14 protein-coding genes are annotated in these 16,039 nt (G+C 38.5%); all 14 read right to left on the reverse strand.

Going from position 1 to position 16,039, the window contains the following annotated elements; translation table 11 throughout:
• Positions 1–19: 19 nt before the first annotated feature.
• Positions 20–1,957 (reverse strand): polysaccharide biosynthesis protein, encoded by a 1,938-nt coding sequence (locus TQ33_RS07000; RefSeq protein WP_046561419.1) that lies wholly within the window; start codon positions 1,955–1,957, stop codon positions 20–22.
• Positions 1,954–3,021 carry a polysaccharide biosynthesis protein gene (locus TQ33_RS07005; protein WP_046562365.1) on the reverse strand — a complete coding sequence of 356 codons (1,068 nt, stop codon included), beginning with the start codon at positions 3,019–3,021 and terminating at the stop codon, positions 1,954–1,956. The genes TQ33_RS07000 and TQ33_RS07005 overlap by 4 nt, the downstream gene beginning before the upstream one ends.
• Before the next feature lie 193 nt (positions 3,022–3,214).
• Complete coding sequence (locus tag TQ33_RS07010) at positions 3,215–4,042, reverse strand: formyltransferase family protein (protein ID WP_046561420.1); 828 nt, start codon at positions 4,040–4,042, stop codon at positions 3,215–3,217.
• A gap of 11 nt (positions 4,043–4,053) precedes the next feature.
• Positions 4,054–4,635: a sugar transferase gene (locus TQ33_RS07015; RefSeq protein WP_046561421.1), complete on the reverse strand. Its 582-nt coding sequence runs from the start codon at positions 4,633–4,635 to the stop codon at positions 4,054–4,056.
• A gap of 40 nt (positions 4,636–4,675) precedes the next feature.
• Positions 4,676–5,365 carry a PIG-L deacetylase family protein gene (locus tag TQ33_RS07020; RefSeq protein WP_046561422.1) on the reverse strand — a complete coding sequence of 230 codons (690 nt, stop codon included), beginning with the start codon at positions 5,363–5,365 and terminating at the stop codon, positions 4,676–4,678.
• Positions 5,362–6,333: an NAD-dependent epimerase/dehydratase family protein gene (locus tag TQ33_RS07025; RefSeq protein WP_046561423.1), complete on the reverse strand. Its 972-nt coding sequence runs from the start codon at positions 6,331–6,333 to the stop codon at positions 5,362–5,364. Before TQ33_RS07025 ends, TQ33_RS07020 begins: the two co-directional genes overlap by 4 nt.
• A 37-nt stretch (positions 6,334–6,370) precedes the next feature.
• The gene (locus TQ33_RS07030) at positions 6,371–7,732 is read right to left on the reverse strand and encodes a phosphohexomutase domain-containing protein (protein ID WP_046561424.1); all 1,362 of its coding nucleotides are present in this window, start codon (positions 7,730–7,732) and stop codon (positions 6,371–6,373) included.
• A gap of 10 nt (positions 7,733–7,742) precedes the next feature.
• A complete protein-coding gene (locus TQ33_RS07035; protein WP_046561425.1) occupies positions 7,743–9,032 on the reverse strand; it encodes a UDP binding domain-containing protein in 1,290 nt (429 codons plus the stop codon).
• Positions 9,033–9,035: 3 nt separating this feature from the next.
• A complete protein-coding gene (gene pgi / locus TQ33_RS07040; protein ID WP_046561426.1) occupies positions 9,036–10,673 on the reverse strand; it encodes a glucose-6-phosphate isomerase in 1,638 nt (545 codons plus the stop codon).
• A 71-nt stretch (positions 10,674–10,744) separates the two neighbouring features.
• Positions 10,745–11,575 carry a UTP--glucose-1-phosphate uridylyltransferase gene (locus TQ33_RS07045; RefSeq protein ID WP_052735235.1) on the reverse strand — a complete coding sequence of 277 codons (831 nt, stop codon included), beginning with the start codon at positions 11,573–11,575 and terminating at the stop codon, positions 10,745–10,747.
• 298 nt (positions 11,576–11,873) lie between these two features.
• Complete coding sequence (locus tag TQ33_RS07050) at positions 11,874–12,638, reverse strand: glycosyltransferase family 2 protein (protein ID WP_052735236.1); 765 nt, start codon at positions 12,636–12,638, stop codon at positions 11,874–11,876.
• 10 nt (positions 12,639–12,648) lie between these two features.
• Positions 12,649–13,614, reverse strand: coding sequence for a UDP-glucuronic acid decarboxylase family protein (locus TQ33_RS07055; protein WP_046561428.1), 966 nt, complete (start codon positions 13,612–13,614; stop codon positions 12,649–12,651).
• A gap of 51 nt (positions 13,615–13,665) precedes the next feature.
• On the reverse strand, positions 13,666–14,838 hold the full coding sequence (locus TQ33_RS07060) for a hypothetical protein (protein WP_144405962.1): 1,173 nt from the start codon (positions 14,836–14,838) through the stop codon (positions 13,666–13,668).
• 28 nt (positions 14,839–14,866) lie between these two features.
• Positions 14,867–16,030 carry a nucleotide sugar dehydrogenase gene (locus TQ33_RS07065; RefSeq protein ID WP_046561430.1) on the reverse strand — a complete coding sequence of 388 codons (1,164 nt, stop codon included), beginning with the start codon at positions 16,028–16,030 and terminating at the stop codon, positions 14,867–14,869.
• Positions 16,031–16,039 lie beyond the last annotated feature (9 nt).

Genomic DNA, 16,039 nt, shown 5'->3' on the forward strand with positions numbered 1-16,039 from the left:
AATTAAACTACTAGATTAACTATTTTTCAGAAATTTTAACAACATTCTCTCGATTATTTCTATCGGCTTCCCATAATAAGTCGGAAATACCATCGGAAGGCTTAAAATCTGTCGGAGCTTCTAGCAAAATCTCTCGAATTCTGACTTGGTCATACTGGTTACAAGCTGAGTCAAGATTTTTTATTAGCTCATTAATATCAATCCATTCAAGGTATTTTTCATTCGCAGTCATAATCCTAGGGTGTGTCGTTCCTTCAACATTGCTTCCCACCAAGAGCTCTTCATATAATTTTTCACCTGGGCGCAAGCCGCTATATGCTATTTCAATATCACCGTTAGGGTTATCGGCACTCTTAACCTGCAGGCCCATTAACAGAATTAGTTTTTCGGCAAGCTCAACGATTTTGACAGGTTCACCCATGTCTAAAACAAAAACATCTCCTCCTTTACCCATAGCGCCGGCTTGTATCACTAGTTGCGCAGCCTCGGGTATGGTCATGAAATAACGTGTAATATCTGGGTGAGTTACCGTTACAGGGCCACCACCCTGTATCTGTTTTTTAAATAGCGGTACAACGGAACCAGAAGAGCCTAGAACATTACCGAAGCGAACCATACTAAAACACGTAGAAGTATTTTTTGTGGCTAAGCCCTGAAGCACAAGTTCAGCAAGTCTTTTTGTAGTTCCCATAACGTTAGTTGGCCTAACAGCCTTGTCAGTTGATATCAAAACAAAGCTCTGCACACCAGACTCAATTGCTGCAAGGGCAGTGTTTAGTGTGCCAAAAACATTATTTCTAACTCCTTCAATAACATTATGCTCAACCATAGGTACGTGCTTATATGCTGCCGCGTGGTACAAAGTCTCCACTTTAAAGTGCTGTAATACCTTCTCCACCTTTCTTTTGTCTACAACTGAACCCAGGACTGGCTTTATATCGACTTTTAGGCTATGTTGTTGGCAATACCCTGCTAGCTCTTTATCAATCTGGTACAGCCCGTACTCAGAAATCTCAAAAAGCACCAAGGTTGATGGCTTTAATTGAACTATTTGCCTGCAAAGCTCAGATCCAATAGAGCCGCCCGCCCCCGTAATCATTATGGATTTATTAGCAATATTCTTGTCAAGAAGCTTCTTGACTGGCGGAACTGGATCCCGACCTAATAAATCTTCAATATCAACATCCTGAAACTCATCTATTTTCATTTTCCCTGCTACAATATCAGCCATCCCAGGTATTGTTTGAACAGCCACACCCGACCCTTCGATTCGTCCAATGATAAACTTTCTTCTTGCTCTTGAAGTGCTTGGAAGAGCAAGTAGAACCTTTCCTGCACTGTGTGTCTTAATGACTTCCCTCAAGTTACTTGCCTTATGCACTCGTATCCCTTGAATTATAACTCCATCAAGTGATTCATCATCATCTACAAAAGCAACAGGATAATATTCGTTACCGGTAATTAATGATGTTGCCAGCTGCCTACCTGCGGAACCAGCCCCATAGATAACTATCTTTTCTTTTTGGGTATTGAATCGCATACTAAAATACGACCTAACTAATAGACGAGAGCCACCTAAAAGAATACATAATACTGAACCATATATTACTGTCGATGAGCCAGTTACATAAGAAGCTGACATCCCTTTCCCTATAGAATAATAAGCAATACATGATAATGAGCAACCTAGAGCTACCACGAGTAATATCTTAAAACTAACAAAGCGGTTGACGGCCCGATAAAATCCTAAAATAATCAATAATAACACTGAAGTTGCAATTGAAAGAGAAGCATGAATGAACAGGTCATTATTTACCAGATCGATATTCAAGCTTTGAAATGTTAAATAAAGTGATAGTAAGTAAGCAAAAATATGAATGCCTAAATCCACGATGTAGGTTATTATTCGTTTTATTATTCGTGGGGCTGATATCATCTTCTCTAAAATAATATTCATTTTATTCCTTTTGTATCTTGAACTGTTCCAAGTACCTGCCGTACAGAAATCTCAAGTCCTTTACTACGTATAGCCTGTTGAAGCTCCATTCCTAAAGCATATAATGCAAACTCCAAGCTTTCGAAAAGAACGATTTGCTTTAGATTAAGTCGAATTATTTGACGACTTAACTCAGAACCAATAGAGCCGCCTGCTCCAGTAGGCAGGACTATATGGCCTTGTATATCTTGGTGCAACAAGGCTCCATTCAGAGGGACAGGATCACGACCAAGTAATTCCTCTTTAGAAACGTTCTGGAACTCATCAATTTTCATTTTCCCTTCAACAATATCTTTAAGTCCTGGAATCGTCATAACGGGTATGTTGTATTTATGTAGATCCGTTAAGATTTCTTTTCGTTGAGTAATACCTATACTTGGTAAAGCTAAAAGAACTCGATCCACGCTATACTTTTTGATTACACTTTCTAATTCAGAAGGTGGGTAAACTTTAAGCCCTCTGACTACTACCCCATGCAAATCTGGTTTATCATCTATAAATGCAACAGCGTGGTACTCATGACTATTTGCCGTTGTCTCAGCTAACTGTCTACCAGCCGCACCAGCACCGTAAATTAAAACTCTTGTTTTTAGCCTATTAAATCTCATCGTATGATAAGCGCTGATTATAAAACGCGATCCACTCAATGTAATATAAACAACTAAACCATACATTACCGCTGCAGATATATTATATGCTTCAAGGCCAAGAACTTTAGCGAACGTGTAAAAAAACAAAATGGATAAAACTGATATGTATAAAACCAGTAGTAATATTCGGAAGCTAACGAAACGAGTTGCCACTTTATACAATCCTAGAAAGATAAAAGAAGCCAAACAAAAAACGACCACGCCCAAATAATGCAAGTAGTTTATTTCAAAATCTATAGCATCAACTAGATTCATAGAAAGATAGGCCGACATACAGTACGAGAACGTCAGTACCATAAAATCCAGAGATAAAAGGATTAAAAGCTTTGCTTTACGAGGTAGCTCGCCAAGTTTTGAGAATACCGTATCGATCATACTGTCTGTTTCTCTATATAATATTTATGGTTAATATATCTCAATAGTAATTGTGCAGTTAATGCGATTTAACATTTGCCGACTTTGCATCTATGTTCATTGAAAGGGAGAACTTAAAACTATGTTTAGGGCAAACTAATTAGATTGAGTAATTTCTGTTTATTCTTGTATGTAAATTCATGCAAAGATTATATTACTCCGAAACATCTGATTTAATGATGGTTAAAAAACCATCATTAAACTCTAAATCCCCACTTTTACACTCATTCGAAATTTCAGCTTCCCACACAATTACCTTTTGTCCCTTGTTATTATAGTAAAATGCACCTGGATAGGGGTGTGTGACAGCCCGAATCAACCTTTCAGCATCAACAACACTACCATTTAAGTTTATTTGACCGTCCTCTGGGCTTCTTCCTGGCCATTCAGAAGCTAATGTGTCATCTTGTGCAAGCATTTCTACATTATCTCTAAGTAAGTCAGGGATTACCTTCTTGATTAATTCAACGTGTGCTTGATTCACTTTCTCGTATAATCTTGTAGCACACATTTTTCGATCCATCTCTATCGAAATTTGCTCAACAATTGGGCCTGTATCTACACCCTCATCCAGCTTGAATAAAGTAACACCTGTTTCATCCAACCCTTTTAGAATTGCCCATGGAATAGCGGCTCTCCCTCGCCCTTGGGGTAAAAGTGTTGGGTGTATTCCTAATACACCTTCATTTGGGCTGTTTATGAGCTCTTTAGAAGCAATTTGAGACCATCCTATTATAAACAACCAATCAATTTTGTAACGATTAATCGCCTCTATCACTTCTGGATTATTCACATGTGTCGATTTTAAAAGGGCTACGCTGTGTTTTGCGCAAAAATCATCTATATAAACTCGACCCGACTTATGTTTAGCTTGCTCATCTGTGAGAGTCATAGCTAGGGTTATTTCACCACCTGCATCGTATATTGCTTCCATACAAGATAGACCTAGCTGTACACAAGTCACAAAACCAATTCTCTTCATAATATACCTTCTTAATATTTTGGAGGAGGCTTCAGTAGATAGAGAAAAGTACGCAACATAATTTTTATATCGGCACAGAAACTAATTTGCTCTGCATACTGACCATCAAAAGCTGCTTTTTCAGGAACACTCATACCATCAAATGAAGAAACCTGAGCTAAGCCAGTAAGCCCAGGTCGACAACCTAATGCCCCACTTTTTCTGCGTAATTCTATGAGCTCTATTTGAGCTAGTAAAGGGGGGCGGGGACCAACAATACTCATATCACCTTTTATCACATTAAAAAGTTGGGGAAGTTCGTCCAAATTTGTCCGGCGAATAAACTTTCCTATCCAAGTTAGTTGAATTTGTCCAATTTGATCAGATGGAATATCTCCGGTATTGACTGGCATGCTTCTGAATTTATAAAAGTCAAAAGATGCACCCTCTCTTCCAACACGGCACTGTTTAAATAAAACTGGGCCTGGATCAAAAAGCTTAATAAATATGACGATCAATATAATTATAGGTAGAAAGAACAAACTTGCTACGATAACAATGAAGTAATCAACAAAGCGCTTACCAAAACGCTGATAGAGTGAATGAGGACGCATTCAATACTCCTAGATATGTAAAATTACTACTTTACGTTGTTTAGGCTATGCCATTTTGAAAGACAAGTTGAAATGCTTCCGCATAATTCAATCCTGCTTGCCCACCTCTGTACGCCGCCAAGCCACGAAGAACCTCCTCACTTCGAGGGTGAGGGAAGTCTCTCATAACATTCCGATAATGTCTCAAAGCGTTAATTTTTCTTGTTAAAGCTTCTTCCCCTATTTCTTGAAATGTTGATGGAGTAAAGTTCTCACCCGTCGTTGGGAATGCCCAATCAGTTGAAGACAAGATCTCCATGAAATAAAGCGCCTTTAAAGCTGGAACATCAGAGCGACGTTGATATAAACGAGCAGCCGCTTGACACGCTTTAGAGACTTGCACATGGTCATCATTTAAGTCTCCCGGATGGTGAGTAAAAATCCGCGTAGGTTTAAAATCTTCTATTTGCTTTTCAATAAACTGCACTATTTCAACATGCGGAACTGTATTCATACGTATATTAGGAAAGCTTCCTAATATAGGGATCTGAAACCCTACTGTGCTATTGGCCACACACATATCATCGTATAACTCTTCATCTGTAGGACGAAGACTTCTTACATCGACATTTCCACACAAGATCACTGGTTGAACAATTTCACCTTGCTGTACCAACTTTGCACCAGTACCGCCACAACCAAGCACCTCGTCATCTGGGTGAGCTACTACAATTAGGTTTGTTTTTTTCATTTTATAATCCCTTTTTTTGATAACTTGTATTGCTTGCCGACCATAATAAGTGCGTCCTTTGTTTCAATAGTTGGGCTCCAGCCTAATGTTAATTTTGTATGTTCAGTATCTATGTCCAGACTTCTGAAAAGCTGAGTATATATTCTTTTTTTCCCAAGCATTGTGGCTAGCGCTTTAATTATACAGTTGGGAAACCAGAAAATATTTGTTTTACGCCCCATCCCCTCCCTAAGCTTTGAAATTATCTCTGAAATTGGAACAGATTGTCCATCTGAAGCCAAAAACAATCCGCCTACTGCTTCCTTTTGCGTCAAGCAAGAAGTTATCAGCTCGATCAAGTTAGGAAGATATATCAAAGCACGTCTATTTTTTACTCCCTTAAATGGGAGTGGCAGTATTGAGTCTGCTAACTTTAACAGTCGACTAAAATTACCAGGAGCATGTACATCATATACTAGCGCAGGTCTTATTATAACTAACTCAAGTCCTGAGCTTTTAGCAAATTTCTTTAGTGCTTTTTCGGCTTCTAATTTTGAAATTGCGTAAATCGCCTTTGGGTCCTCTGGCATTGACTCATTAAACGCTATACCTCTCTTAGTCTCATCACCAAGGACGCCAATTGAACTGATAAATATGAATCTCTTCACACCTGCTTTGCACGCTTGCTTTGCTAGCTGTAAAGTAGCTTCAACATTAATCTTTCTAAACTCATCAATAGGTGACTTTACTTTTTCCTTAAGGATATGTGCCCTTGCAGCACAATGAACAACGGTGTCCACATTGTGTAATGGCGTAGACCAATCAGCACCCTGCTCTAAACTTGATATTTTGTAAAAAGTGTAAAGTGGATGAATAAATGTGTTATTTCTAGAAGCCCCAATTGTGTTAAAACCTCTTTTTACTAAATGCTCTACCAGAGCTCCTCCAATAAAGCCTGATGAACCAGTAACTAAAATTTTTTTATTCATATATAAAACCAACAGTAAGCCACAAACGTTATAGTTCTCAGTTAAGGTAACGTAATAATTTCTTCGTCTCTGAACTCAATAATTGCAAGCTACCTTTCGACTCCACATTCAACCTAACAACGGGCTCAGTATTAGACTTTCTAAGGTTAAACCGCCATTGTTCAAACTCTATACTAATACCGTCCAAAGTATCTATATTCTTTGCTTTGTCCTGGTATTCCTCTAAAACTTTTTCGATGACCTTATCTGCATCATTCACAGTTTTGTTGATTTCACCAGATGATGGGAACATTTTTATACGCTCTTCGACTAAAGAGGAAAGCTCACATCCCTTATTTGACAGTAACTCAATCAGAAGTAACCAAGGAACCATCCCGCTATCACAATAACCAAAATCTCTAAAGTAGTGGTGTGCAGACATTTCGCCACCATAAACAGCATCGTGCTCACGCATAACGTCTTTGATGAAAGCGTGACCACACTTTGATTGAACCGGAATGCCGCCGTTTGAATAAACAATATCAATTGTATTCCAAGTCAACCTTGGATCATGAACAATTTTACTACCAGGGTTCTTTTTAAGGAAAGCTTCAGCTAGTAACCCAACAATATAATAGCCTTCTATAAACTGCCCTTTTTCATCAAAGAAGAAACATCTATCAAAGTCTCCGTCCCAAGCAATTCCCAAATCCGCATTATTCGCTAAGACGGCTTCAGAAGTTACAGCTCTGTTCTCTACTAAAATTGGGTTAGGAATGCCATTTGGAAAAGTCCCATCAGGCTCATGGTTAATTTTTATAAACTCTACAGGAACTTCTGTTTCTTTAAATTTAGCCTCTAAAGCATCTACGATATGACCGGCGGCACCATTGCCACTGTTCATGACCACTTTCATGGGCTTCAATGAAGATAGATCAATATAGCTGGTTAGATGGTCAATGAACTCTGTAGTGGCGTTAACTTGCTTTAATTCGCCTTTAATCTTGGTAGTCTCTTTTGGCATGCCATCGCCATAAACTAAGGCTTCAATCTCTTTTAGCCCTGTATCAGCACTGATTGGCTTAGCGCCTTCTTTAACCAGTTTCATACCATTGTAATCAATCGGATTATGACTTGCGGTAACTTCTATACCGCCATCTACCTTCAGGTGCTGAGTAGCAAAATAAACTTCTTCGGTTCCCGTCATACCTAAATCAATAACATGAACGCCCTCATCTAGCATACCGTTAGCAACAGCTTGTTTGAGATCCTCAGAAGTTAAACGAATATCCCCACCGACAACCACCGTCTTTGGTTTAATCTCCATCGCAAAGGCTCGGCCTATTTTGTAAGCCACCTCAGTATTAAGCTCTTCTTCTAATTTGCCACGGACATCGTAGGCTTTAAAACACGATTTCATAATTTACCTTTTAAGAATTTATACTTTGGCCACGGCCAACTGCATAATACTCAAAGCCGAACTCTTCAAGCTCGCCAGGCTCGAACAAGTTTCTCCCATCAAAAATAAGAGGTTTATTCATAAGCTGTTTGAGTTTGATAAAGTCTGGCTGGAGGAACTCATCCCAAGCAGTAACTATAAATAGCGCATCGGTGCCTGATACTGCCTCATACTTATTACTGCTAACACACAGGTTCTTATAGTGCCCATATTGCTCAATGAGCAAGTCTTGAGAGGCAGGATCGTAGATAGTAATGTTCAAACCTTGTGCAGTTAGAGCTTCAATAATCTCATGAATAGGAGAGTTTGCCATTGAACTTGACTGAGGTTTAAAACTCGCTCCCCAAACGCTAACGTTTAAATTCGAAATGTTAGCTTTATGATATGACCAGAACTTCCTAAACAAAACTTCTTTTTGATTATTATTAGTCTCAACCACGGCTTTAAGCATTGCCGAACCAGAACTGGCTCCCGAAAGCTGTTGCAATATATTATCGACCTCTTGGGGTAGTGTTAATCCGCCGAAGCCACAACCAGGCTTCAAATAGGCTTCCCCTATTCTCTCATCAGCCCCCATACCATCTACAACGGTATTGATATCAACATCAAGCTGCTCCGCTAAGCTGGCTAGCTCATTAATTAAACTTAACCGCGTTGCAAGCATGCTACAGATAGATGTTTTTATGAACTCTGCTTCTGTGGCAGTGATAAACATTACTTTACCCGCGTTATCAATAACTGGAGATAGTAGCTCAGATAGTTTAGCAATGAGGCAGTTATCGCTCGAACCTATCAAGAGTAATTCAGGATTTTCAAAATCTCTAAATGCTCGACCCTCGCGCATCAACGATGGTACAACACCGACCCTAAGTAAATTTTTATCGAAAGCATCGCTAAACTCAGCCGATATAGATTTATAAGTGCCGATCCCCAATGTAGTACTTAGAACTAGAGATACTGAGTTGCTAGAACTTATCAGCTTGTCGATAAATACAAATAACTCACTAGCACCACTATTTTCATAAAAAGTCCAGTGAATATCGACTTCACTAAATTCAACATCGTTAACTTCTTGATAAGCTTGCTTGGATATTGCTTTATCAAGGTTAGCTTTCAAGCCTGGTTCATTAGCAATAAGGCCCTGCTCGTCGCCTTCAGATTTAAAAGCTTTGGTATAATGTTTTACGTCATTGCCTGCAAGCGCTAGGGAAATAGCAACCACATAAGCTTCCAAGTTATTACCATAAATAGAGACTTTCATCGTCTAAGCCTTGTTTTTAATAGTATCTAGCAAGGTTTGAGTAGATATGTCTAAGTTTTTAGCCGGTGGGTCCCCCTGAATCGCATCAAGAAGTTCTCCAGCAATTACCTTACCTAGCTCAACCCCCCACTGATCGAAAGGGTTTATACCCCAAATTGAGGCCATCACAAAAACTTTATGTTCATATAAGGCAATCAAAGATCCTAAAGTATAAGGGTTCAATTCATCCATTAGAATTGTCGTGGAGGGCTGGTTACCGTTATAAAATTTATGAGCAGGTAGGTTCTCATCATCTGAAACGGCTTTGTTGCCGAATGCTAACACTCTTGACTGTGCAAGGCAGTTTGCCAAAGATAATTTATGCTGCTTAATAAGGAACTCGTCAGTTCCTGCGCCGTTACTAGTATCATGATATCGGTTTATTGGTGCTATAAAATCACAGGAGACTTTTTGCGTTCCCTGATGTAGTAGTTGATAAAAAGCATGCTGCGCATTGGGGCCAATATCTCCCCAAAGAATCGGGCAGGTTTTATACTCAACTTTTTTGCCATCCATAGTTACAGCTTTACCATTGCTCTCCATTTCGAGCTGGGTTAAGTAGTTTGGTAAGAATTGTAACCGTCCATCATAAGGAAGCACTGTATGCGCATTTATGTTTAAGAAAGTTGCATTCCAAACACCTATCAGCCCTAATAACACTGGTATGTTATCCTCAAACGGTGCTGTAGCAAATTGCTTATCCATCTCGTGAGCACCAGAAAGGAGGGCCTCAAAGTTGTCCATGCCTACTGATAAAGCGATTGGCAGCCCAATAGCTGACCATAGCGAAAAGCGACCACCCACCCAGTCCCAAAATAGTAACTGATTATCCGCAGCTATACCCCACTCATTCATCTTGTCTGGACTTGCAGAAACACCAATAAAGTGCTGCTTTACAACAAGACTTTTATCGGGACAAGCTCCCAGCATCCATTCCATTGCAGTGTTAGCGTTATAGAAGGTATCTATTGTGGTAAATGACTTTGATGAAATAATGAACAAACAGGTTTCAGGGTTCAGCGTCTCTAAAAGCTTGAAAATCTGCGTTCCGTCCATACTAGACACGAAATGAAAATCTAAATGATTTTTCCAGTCTGCCTGAAAGTCCTTCAGTGCATTAGTCACCATAAAAGGTCCAAGGTCAGAACCACCAACACCTATATTAACTATGTCGGTAATTGGCTTGCCTGAGTATCCGCGCCATTGTCCACTATGAATTTTATCAACGATACCTTTTACTCTTTCGAGTGAACCGTGGACATCTGCAACCACATTAGTTTGATTAACCACTAACGATTTAGACTTTGGCATTCTAAGCGCAGTGTGTAGGGCCGGTCTGTCTTCCGATGTATTAACTGGCTTTCCGGCTATTAACCCTGATATTCTGTTTTTTAACTTTCTTGATTCAGCTAATTCCAGTAGCCCTGTAAGGATTTCTTTACTGACAAGCTGCTTGGTAAAATCAAAAGTGAACTGTTCCCAGGATTTAAATAGCCAATCATTACGTTTTGCATCGCAGGCAAATAGCTTATCAAGATTCAATAGGTCTTTATCCCTTGAAAGGTTTTGCAATGCTCGAACTACTTTAGAGTGCGTATCCATATTAATATTCTAAAACGACTACATTTTTTGGTATCAAAATGATGCCAGAAGCTATAGTTATAGGGCAGGCTTTAGCTATTATTGGCGTATTCAATAAAGGTTTCAACATACCCTTGTATGTAACCGCAGTCATGACTTTTTCCCGTCATATAATAAGCCTCAACAACCCCATCTTTAACTAACGAGTCAATAGCATCAGTCAATTGAATTTCACCACCAGCACCGGGCTTAGCTTGCTCCAAATAAGGCCAGATTTCTTTTGGTAGTACATACCGTCCTACAACGGCTAAATTCGATGGTGCCTTGTCAATTGCAGGCTTTTCAACGAACCCCCTTACTGGCCTGCTTGTACCTGGAGTTATATCTCCTTCAATATCAGCAACACCGTACTTAACAACATCTTTTTCAGAAACAGCTTCAACCATTACCTGGCCTGCTTTGTCGATATTAAACCTTTGTATCATAGCAGCAAGGTTGTCAGTAGCATGGTTTGACAACTTATTATTGATAAGCACATCTGGCAACAATATGGCAATGTCATCTGAATTAACCATTTCTCTTGCACACAAGATAGCATGGCCCAAACCAAGCCCTCTTGACTGCCTTACCGAAGAAATCCTCATACCAGAAGGACAAACAGATCGGACCGCATCCAGTATTTCAAGCTTGCCTTTCTGCTCTAACTGCCACTCTAACTCAAAATTTGTATCAAAATGATTTTCAATCGCGGATTTTGCTGTATGGGTTACTAAAATAATTTCGGTGATTCCGGCTGCGTGAGCTTCTTCGATAACATACTGAATAAGCGGTCGATCTATTAAAGTTATCATCTCTTTTGGAATTGCTTTAGAGGCTGGCAACATTCTTGTACCGAAACCTGCAACAGGTATTATTGCTTTCACTATATTAATCTCACTTTTTAAAATATTTTGGAAAATGTAAATACTACCAAGAAACAACGCCCTCGAGTTAAGTCACAAGTTGATAATTGAATGAAGTTTAAATTGGAATTAGACTCTTTCAAATCTTTGTATGGCTGAATTACTTAACTACTTATAAGTTCATACGTTTCCCTCTAACAAATATCATTACTTCATATAATCGTTAACAATTGCCTTAGCTCTCTCTTGTGGAAAGTTGTTTCAGACCTAATTAAAACATAAGCGCTCTATATGGGCAGGGGAAAGCACTAACACTTGTTTATAATTTTCGATGCTTCAAGTAGCCTCTTATTGAATAGCTCATAAAAGCTCGGATTGCACTTATCAGGCCAAGTTTTTCATGATGCCTTAACTGCCACCAAACTTTTTTTGCTGAGTTAATTTTGTTGCCAGATACAGAGTCAATTCCTGTAAGGCGGTATCGTGTGAGATCTTCATTTAGACCATAGGCTTTACCACCACGCTTTAAAATCTCTAACCAGCAGGCAAAATCATCATAATACACATCCTGCATATACACCTTCCCAATTACGCTTGAATCGTATACTACTGTAGAAGTGGTAATAGCTGTATTCCCGAGAAGCTTTGAGTAGGTCATTGATTTAGGAACATGAATAAACCGTCCGAGTTTGTTATTCTCAGAATCAACTCTTCTATACGAAGTGTAAATAAAGTCAGCAGAATTGTTTTTCATTGCCTCGAGGCTTCTTTGTAGTTTATTTGGTAGCCAATAATCATCGCTATCTAAAAAAGCTATATATCGGCCCCTTGCTTTTTTCAAACCAGCATTCCGGGCCATAGCTGGCCCAACATTTTTTTCTAGCGAGACTACCTTTATCCTTTCATCTTGACTAGCCAAGTTTCGAATAACACTTAGAGTATTGTCTTTGGAGCAATCATCAATTATAAATAACTCCCAGTTAGTATGTGATTGTTTCATCACAGACTCAACGCTACTCCATATATGCTTCTCAGCGAAATGCGCTGGCATTATTATAGAGACCAACTCCATATTCTGAACCATGCTGCTCACTTTAAGCAAACCGTTTTTGGTTAATTTCGTTATTAAAATACTCGATAGTAGCACCTAACCCTTCGTGCAACTGTACTTTGGGCGACCAACCAAGTTCTTTATGAATTTTGTCGATAACAGGCTGCCTTTGTTTTGGGTCATCTTTGGGTAATGGTAGCTTTATGATTTGAGACTGGGAGCCCGTTAACTTGAGAACTACCTCAGCTAGCTCAAGCATGCTAAACTCATTTGGGTTACCTAAATTATAAGGGCTAGCTACTTTTCCACTTTCCATAACAGCGACAATCCCATCGATTAAATCATCTACATAACAAAAGCTTCTAGTCTGGCTTCCATCTCCATACACTGTTATATCCTTACCTTTTATAGCTTGACAAATAAAGTTGCTAACAACTCTTCCATCATCTGCTCGCATATTTTCACCATAAGTATTAAATATGCGTACAAGTTTAGCCTCTACACCACGAATAAGAGCATAATCATGAATTAAGGTTTCAGCGCCTCGCTTACCCTCATCATAACAGGACCTAATCCCCATGGGGTTTACGTTACCCCAATATGACTCATGTTGCGGATGTACTAATGGGTCACCATACACTTCACTTGTTGATGCGTGCAAAACTTTTGCATTATTTTTTTCAGCGTGACAGAGGACGTTTCTTACTCCTAGGATCGATGTCTCAAAAGTATAAACTGGATCTGCTTGGTAGTGAGGCGGGGAGGCTGGACACGCCAAGTTATAAATCTCATCGACCTTAAGAATTGATGGTAATGGTTGACGAATATCATGCTCGATAAAAGTAAAATTAGTTTTTGTACTTAGACCTTCAATATTTGTTAGTCTTCCTGTATGAAGATTATCAATACAAATAACATCATTGCCATTGTCTATTAGCTTTTTACATAAGTTGGAGCCTAAAAAGCCCGCCCCACCTGTTACTAAGCTTTTTGTTCTTGCTGTAATCACTTGTCAACCTCTTAGTGTGCTATAAATAATAAGTCCCATATTTCAAAGTAATCATGTTTTAAGAGACACTTTTGAATCATCATACTTTGATTCATGCCACCCACTGCTAATCGCCAACCCTAATATTAAACCTATCGGAAAATAATCAAGGGCTCTGTTTACAAAAAAGAATAACACAAACTGTATAAATACGACGGTCCAAAAAAAGCTTTTATTCTTAACGATAGATATATATAAGTAATAAAATATTAGTGAGAAAAAGCATACTGACCAAAGCAGTCCGAAACTCCCAATATAAGTTAAATATTGACTGTCGGCTATATAGTAAGCGATATTTTCATACCCAAAAAATATAACGTGTATAGTAGCTCTCTCAATATTCTCAAAAAAAGTATTATATATTTCAACCCTCAGGGATACTGACCTTGAACCTGTAGCTGTATCACCAGATAAAAGCGCTAGTAAAGATTCAAATTTGAACTTTAAGTGTTCAGGAAGTAATAGCTCATAAGTACTAAATAGGACTGCTATCGAAGTCAATAAAACAATAATAGTTAATAGGAGGTTCTTTCTTGTGAAATACAATGTGAAATTTAGCAACATAAACAACACTGACATCATTGAGACAGTAAATAATATCCCAAAAGATATTAATACAATAAGAACATATCTATGGAAAGACTTTTGTTTATAGTAGAGGAGATAGCTTAAGCAAATATTACAGATAAATCCAAATGCATTTGCATTCCCGACCCCTCCGATAAAAGCATTGTTCTCCCATAAACTAAAACCATTTATAAAGATATAAATATCAATCAAAATTTGTATACTGACTACAAAAACCAGTGAATTCAATAAAGTATAAACTTCTACTTCCTGATTTCTATTAGCTAGCAGACAAAACGGTAGAAGTGTTAACAACAGGTTAAAATACTTAAGGTCTGGCTGCCCTAGATATAAACTCTTAGTGACTAAAAATATCAAACCCCACAAAACAACTATTAAAAGAATATATTGTACAGCCCTTTTTTTTTGGAATATGCTTCTCCAGTCAAAGTACAATAAAATAAAAGCTGCAACAGAGACAATCTTTAGCAAAAGTATGGGCAAACCGGCATCACTGCCTTCCTTCTCAGAAAAACCTAGAAAGTAGAATATGTAATAAAGGGACATTACTCCTAGTATAGAAAAAGGGAGCCTCAGACTAACTTTTTTAATTTTCATGAATTTTTATAATTATATAAACTGCAAGTTAGTTATCACCATAAACATCCCTAGTGTATACCTTATCTTGAATATCCCTGATTTCTTCCGTTAATCGATTTGCAATAATAACATCACAACTATCTTTAAACTCACTTAGGTCATTCTCTAAACTTGCCGCCCCTCTCCAATTTTTGATGGTAGGTTCAAATATTTTTATTTCTATTCCTTTCTCCTCTAAAAAGCTAATAACATCTAAAACGGCAGAGGAGCGATAGTTATCTGAGCCTGTTTTCATAATTAGTCTATAGACACCGACAATACTTGGTTTCATCTTTAAGATCGACTCGGCTAAAAACATCTTCCTGACATCGTTAGACTCCACAATAGCGCTGATTAGTCTCTGAGGGGTACCATCAAAATTAGCCAGCATTTGCTTAGTATCCTTGGGAAAACAGTATCCACCATAACCGAAAGAGGGATTGTTATAATGAGCTCCTATTCTTGGCTCCAAACCAACACCATCAATAATCTCCTTTGCCTCAAGTCCATTTTGAAGTGCGAAGCTATCAAGTTCATTAAAATATGCAACTCGCATTGCTAAATATGTATTAGCAAATAGCTTTACAGCCTCGGCCTCCCTTGCTCCTAGGAATAGCAGCGGAACATCCTGTGATAAAGAGCCTCTTCTTACTAGCTCCGCGTACTTTACAGCTTCCTGAGTTTTTGCACCCATTATGATTCGGGATGGATGTAAATTATCGTACAGTGCATTTCCTTCTCTTAGAAACTCGGGGGAAAAAACAATTCTGTTTGTACAAAACCTTTTATTTAATTCATCTGTATAACCAATTGGTATTGTAGACTTAATTACTATAGTCGCTTTTTGGTTCTCGGTTAATGCCTGCTCTACAACTTTCTCTATACTTTTTGTATTAAAATAATTTGTGCTAGGGTCATAATCGGTAGGAGTAGCAACCACTATGTAATTTGCATCTTTGTAGATGCCGTTTTGACCCAGCTTTGCTGTTAAATTCAAAGGCTTCGTTTGTAAATACTCTTTTACGCCTGAATCATCTATAGGAGATTCTCCGTTCTTAAGCAGCTCAACTTTTCTGGAGTCTATATCTATTATTGTAACTTCATTGTGCTGAGCGAGTAAGATGGCATTTGAAAGCCCAACATACCCAGAGCCTACCACTATAATCTTCATAACTATCTC

The organism is Kangiella geojedonensis (assembly GCF_000981765.1).
Taxonomy (GTDB): domain Bacteria; phylum Pseudomonadota; class Gammaproteobacteria; order Enterobacterales; family Kangiellaceae; genus Kangiella; species Kangiella geojedonensis.

Excerpts from the sequence above, each read along its gene's own strand:
- TQ33_RS07000 (WP_046561419.1), bottom strand. The coding sequence starts at position 1,957 with ATGAATATTATTTTAGAGAAGATGATATCAGCCCCACGAATAATAAAA.
- TQ33_RS07005 (WP_046562365.1), bottom strand. The coding sequence starts at position 3,021 with ATGATCGATACGGTATTCTCAAAACTTGGCGAGCTACCTCGTAAAGCA.
- TQ33_RS07010 (WP_046561420.1), bottom strand. The coding sequence starts at position 4,042 with ATGAAGAGAATTGGTTTTGTGACTTGTGTACAGCTAGGTCTATCTTGT.
- TQ33_RS07015 (WP_046561421.1), bottom strand. The coding sequence starts at position 4,635 with ATGCGTCCTCATTCACTCTATCAGCGTTTTGGTAAGCGCTTTGTTGAT.
- TQ33_RS07020 (WP_046561422.1), bottom strand. The coding sequence starts at position 5,365 with ATGAAAAAAACAAACCTAATTGTAGTAGCTCACCCAGATGACGAGGTG.
- TQ33_RS07025 (WP_046561423.1), bottom strand. The coding sequence starts at position 6,333 with ATGAATAAAAAAATTTTAGTTACTGGTTCATCAGGCTTTATTGGAGGA.
- TQ33_RS07030 (WP_046561424.1), bottom strand. The coding sequence starts at position 7,732 with ATGAAATCGTGTTTTAAAGCCTACGATGTCCGTGGCAAATTAGAAGAA.
- TQ33_RS07035 (WP_046561425.1), bottom strand. The coding sequence starts at position 9,032 with ATGAAAGTCTCTATTTATGGTAATAACTTGGAAGCTTATGTGGTTGCT.
- pgi (WP_046561426.1), bottom strand. The coding sequence starts at position 10,673 with ATGGATACGCACTCTAAAGTAGTTCGAGCATTGCAAAACCTTTCAAGG.
- TQ33_RS07050 (WP_052735236.1), bottom strand. The coding sequence starts at position 12,638 with ATGGTTCAGAATATGGAGTTGGTCTCTATAATAATGCCAGCGCATTTC.
- TQ33_RS07060 (WP_144405962.1), bottom strand. The coding sequence starts at position 14,838 with ATGAAAATTAAAAAAGTTAGTCTGAGGCTCCCTTTTTCTATACTAGGA.
- TQ33_RS07065 (WP_046561430.1), bottom strand. The coding sequence starts at position 16,030 with ATGAAGATTATAGTGGTAGGCTCTGGGTATGTTGGGCTTTCAAATGCC.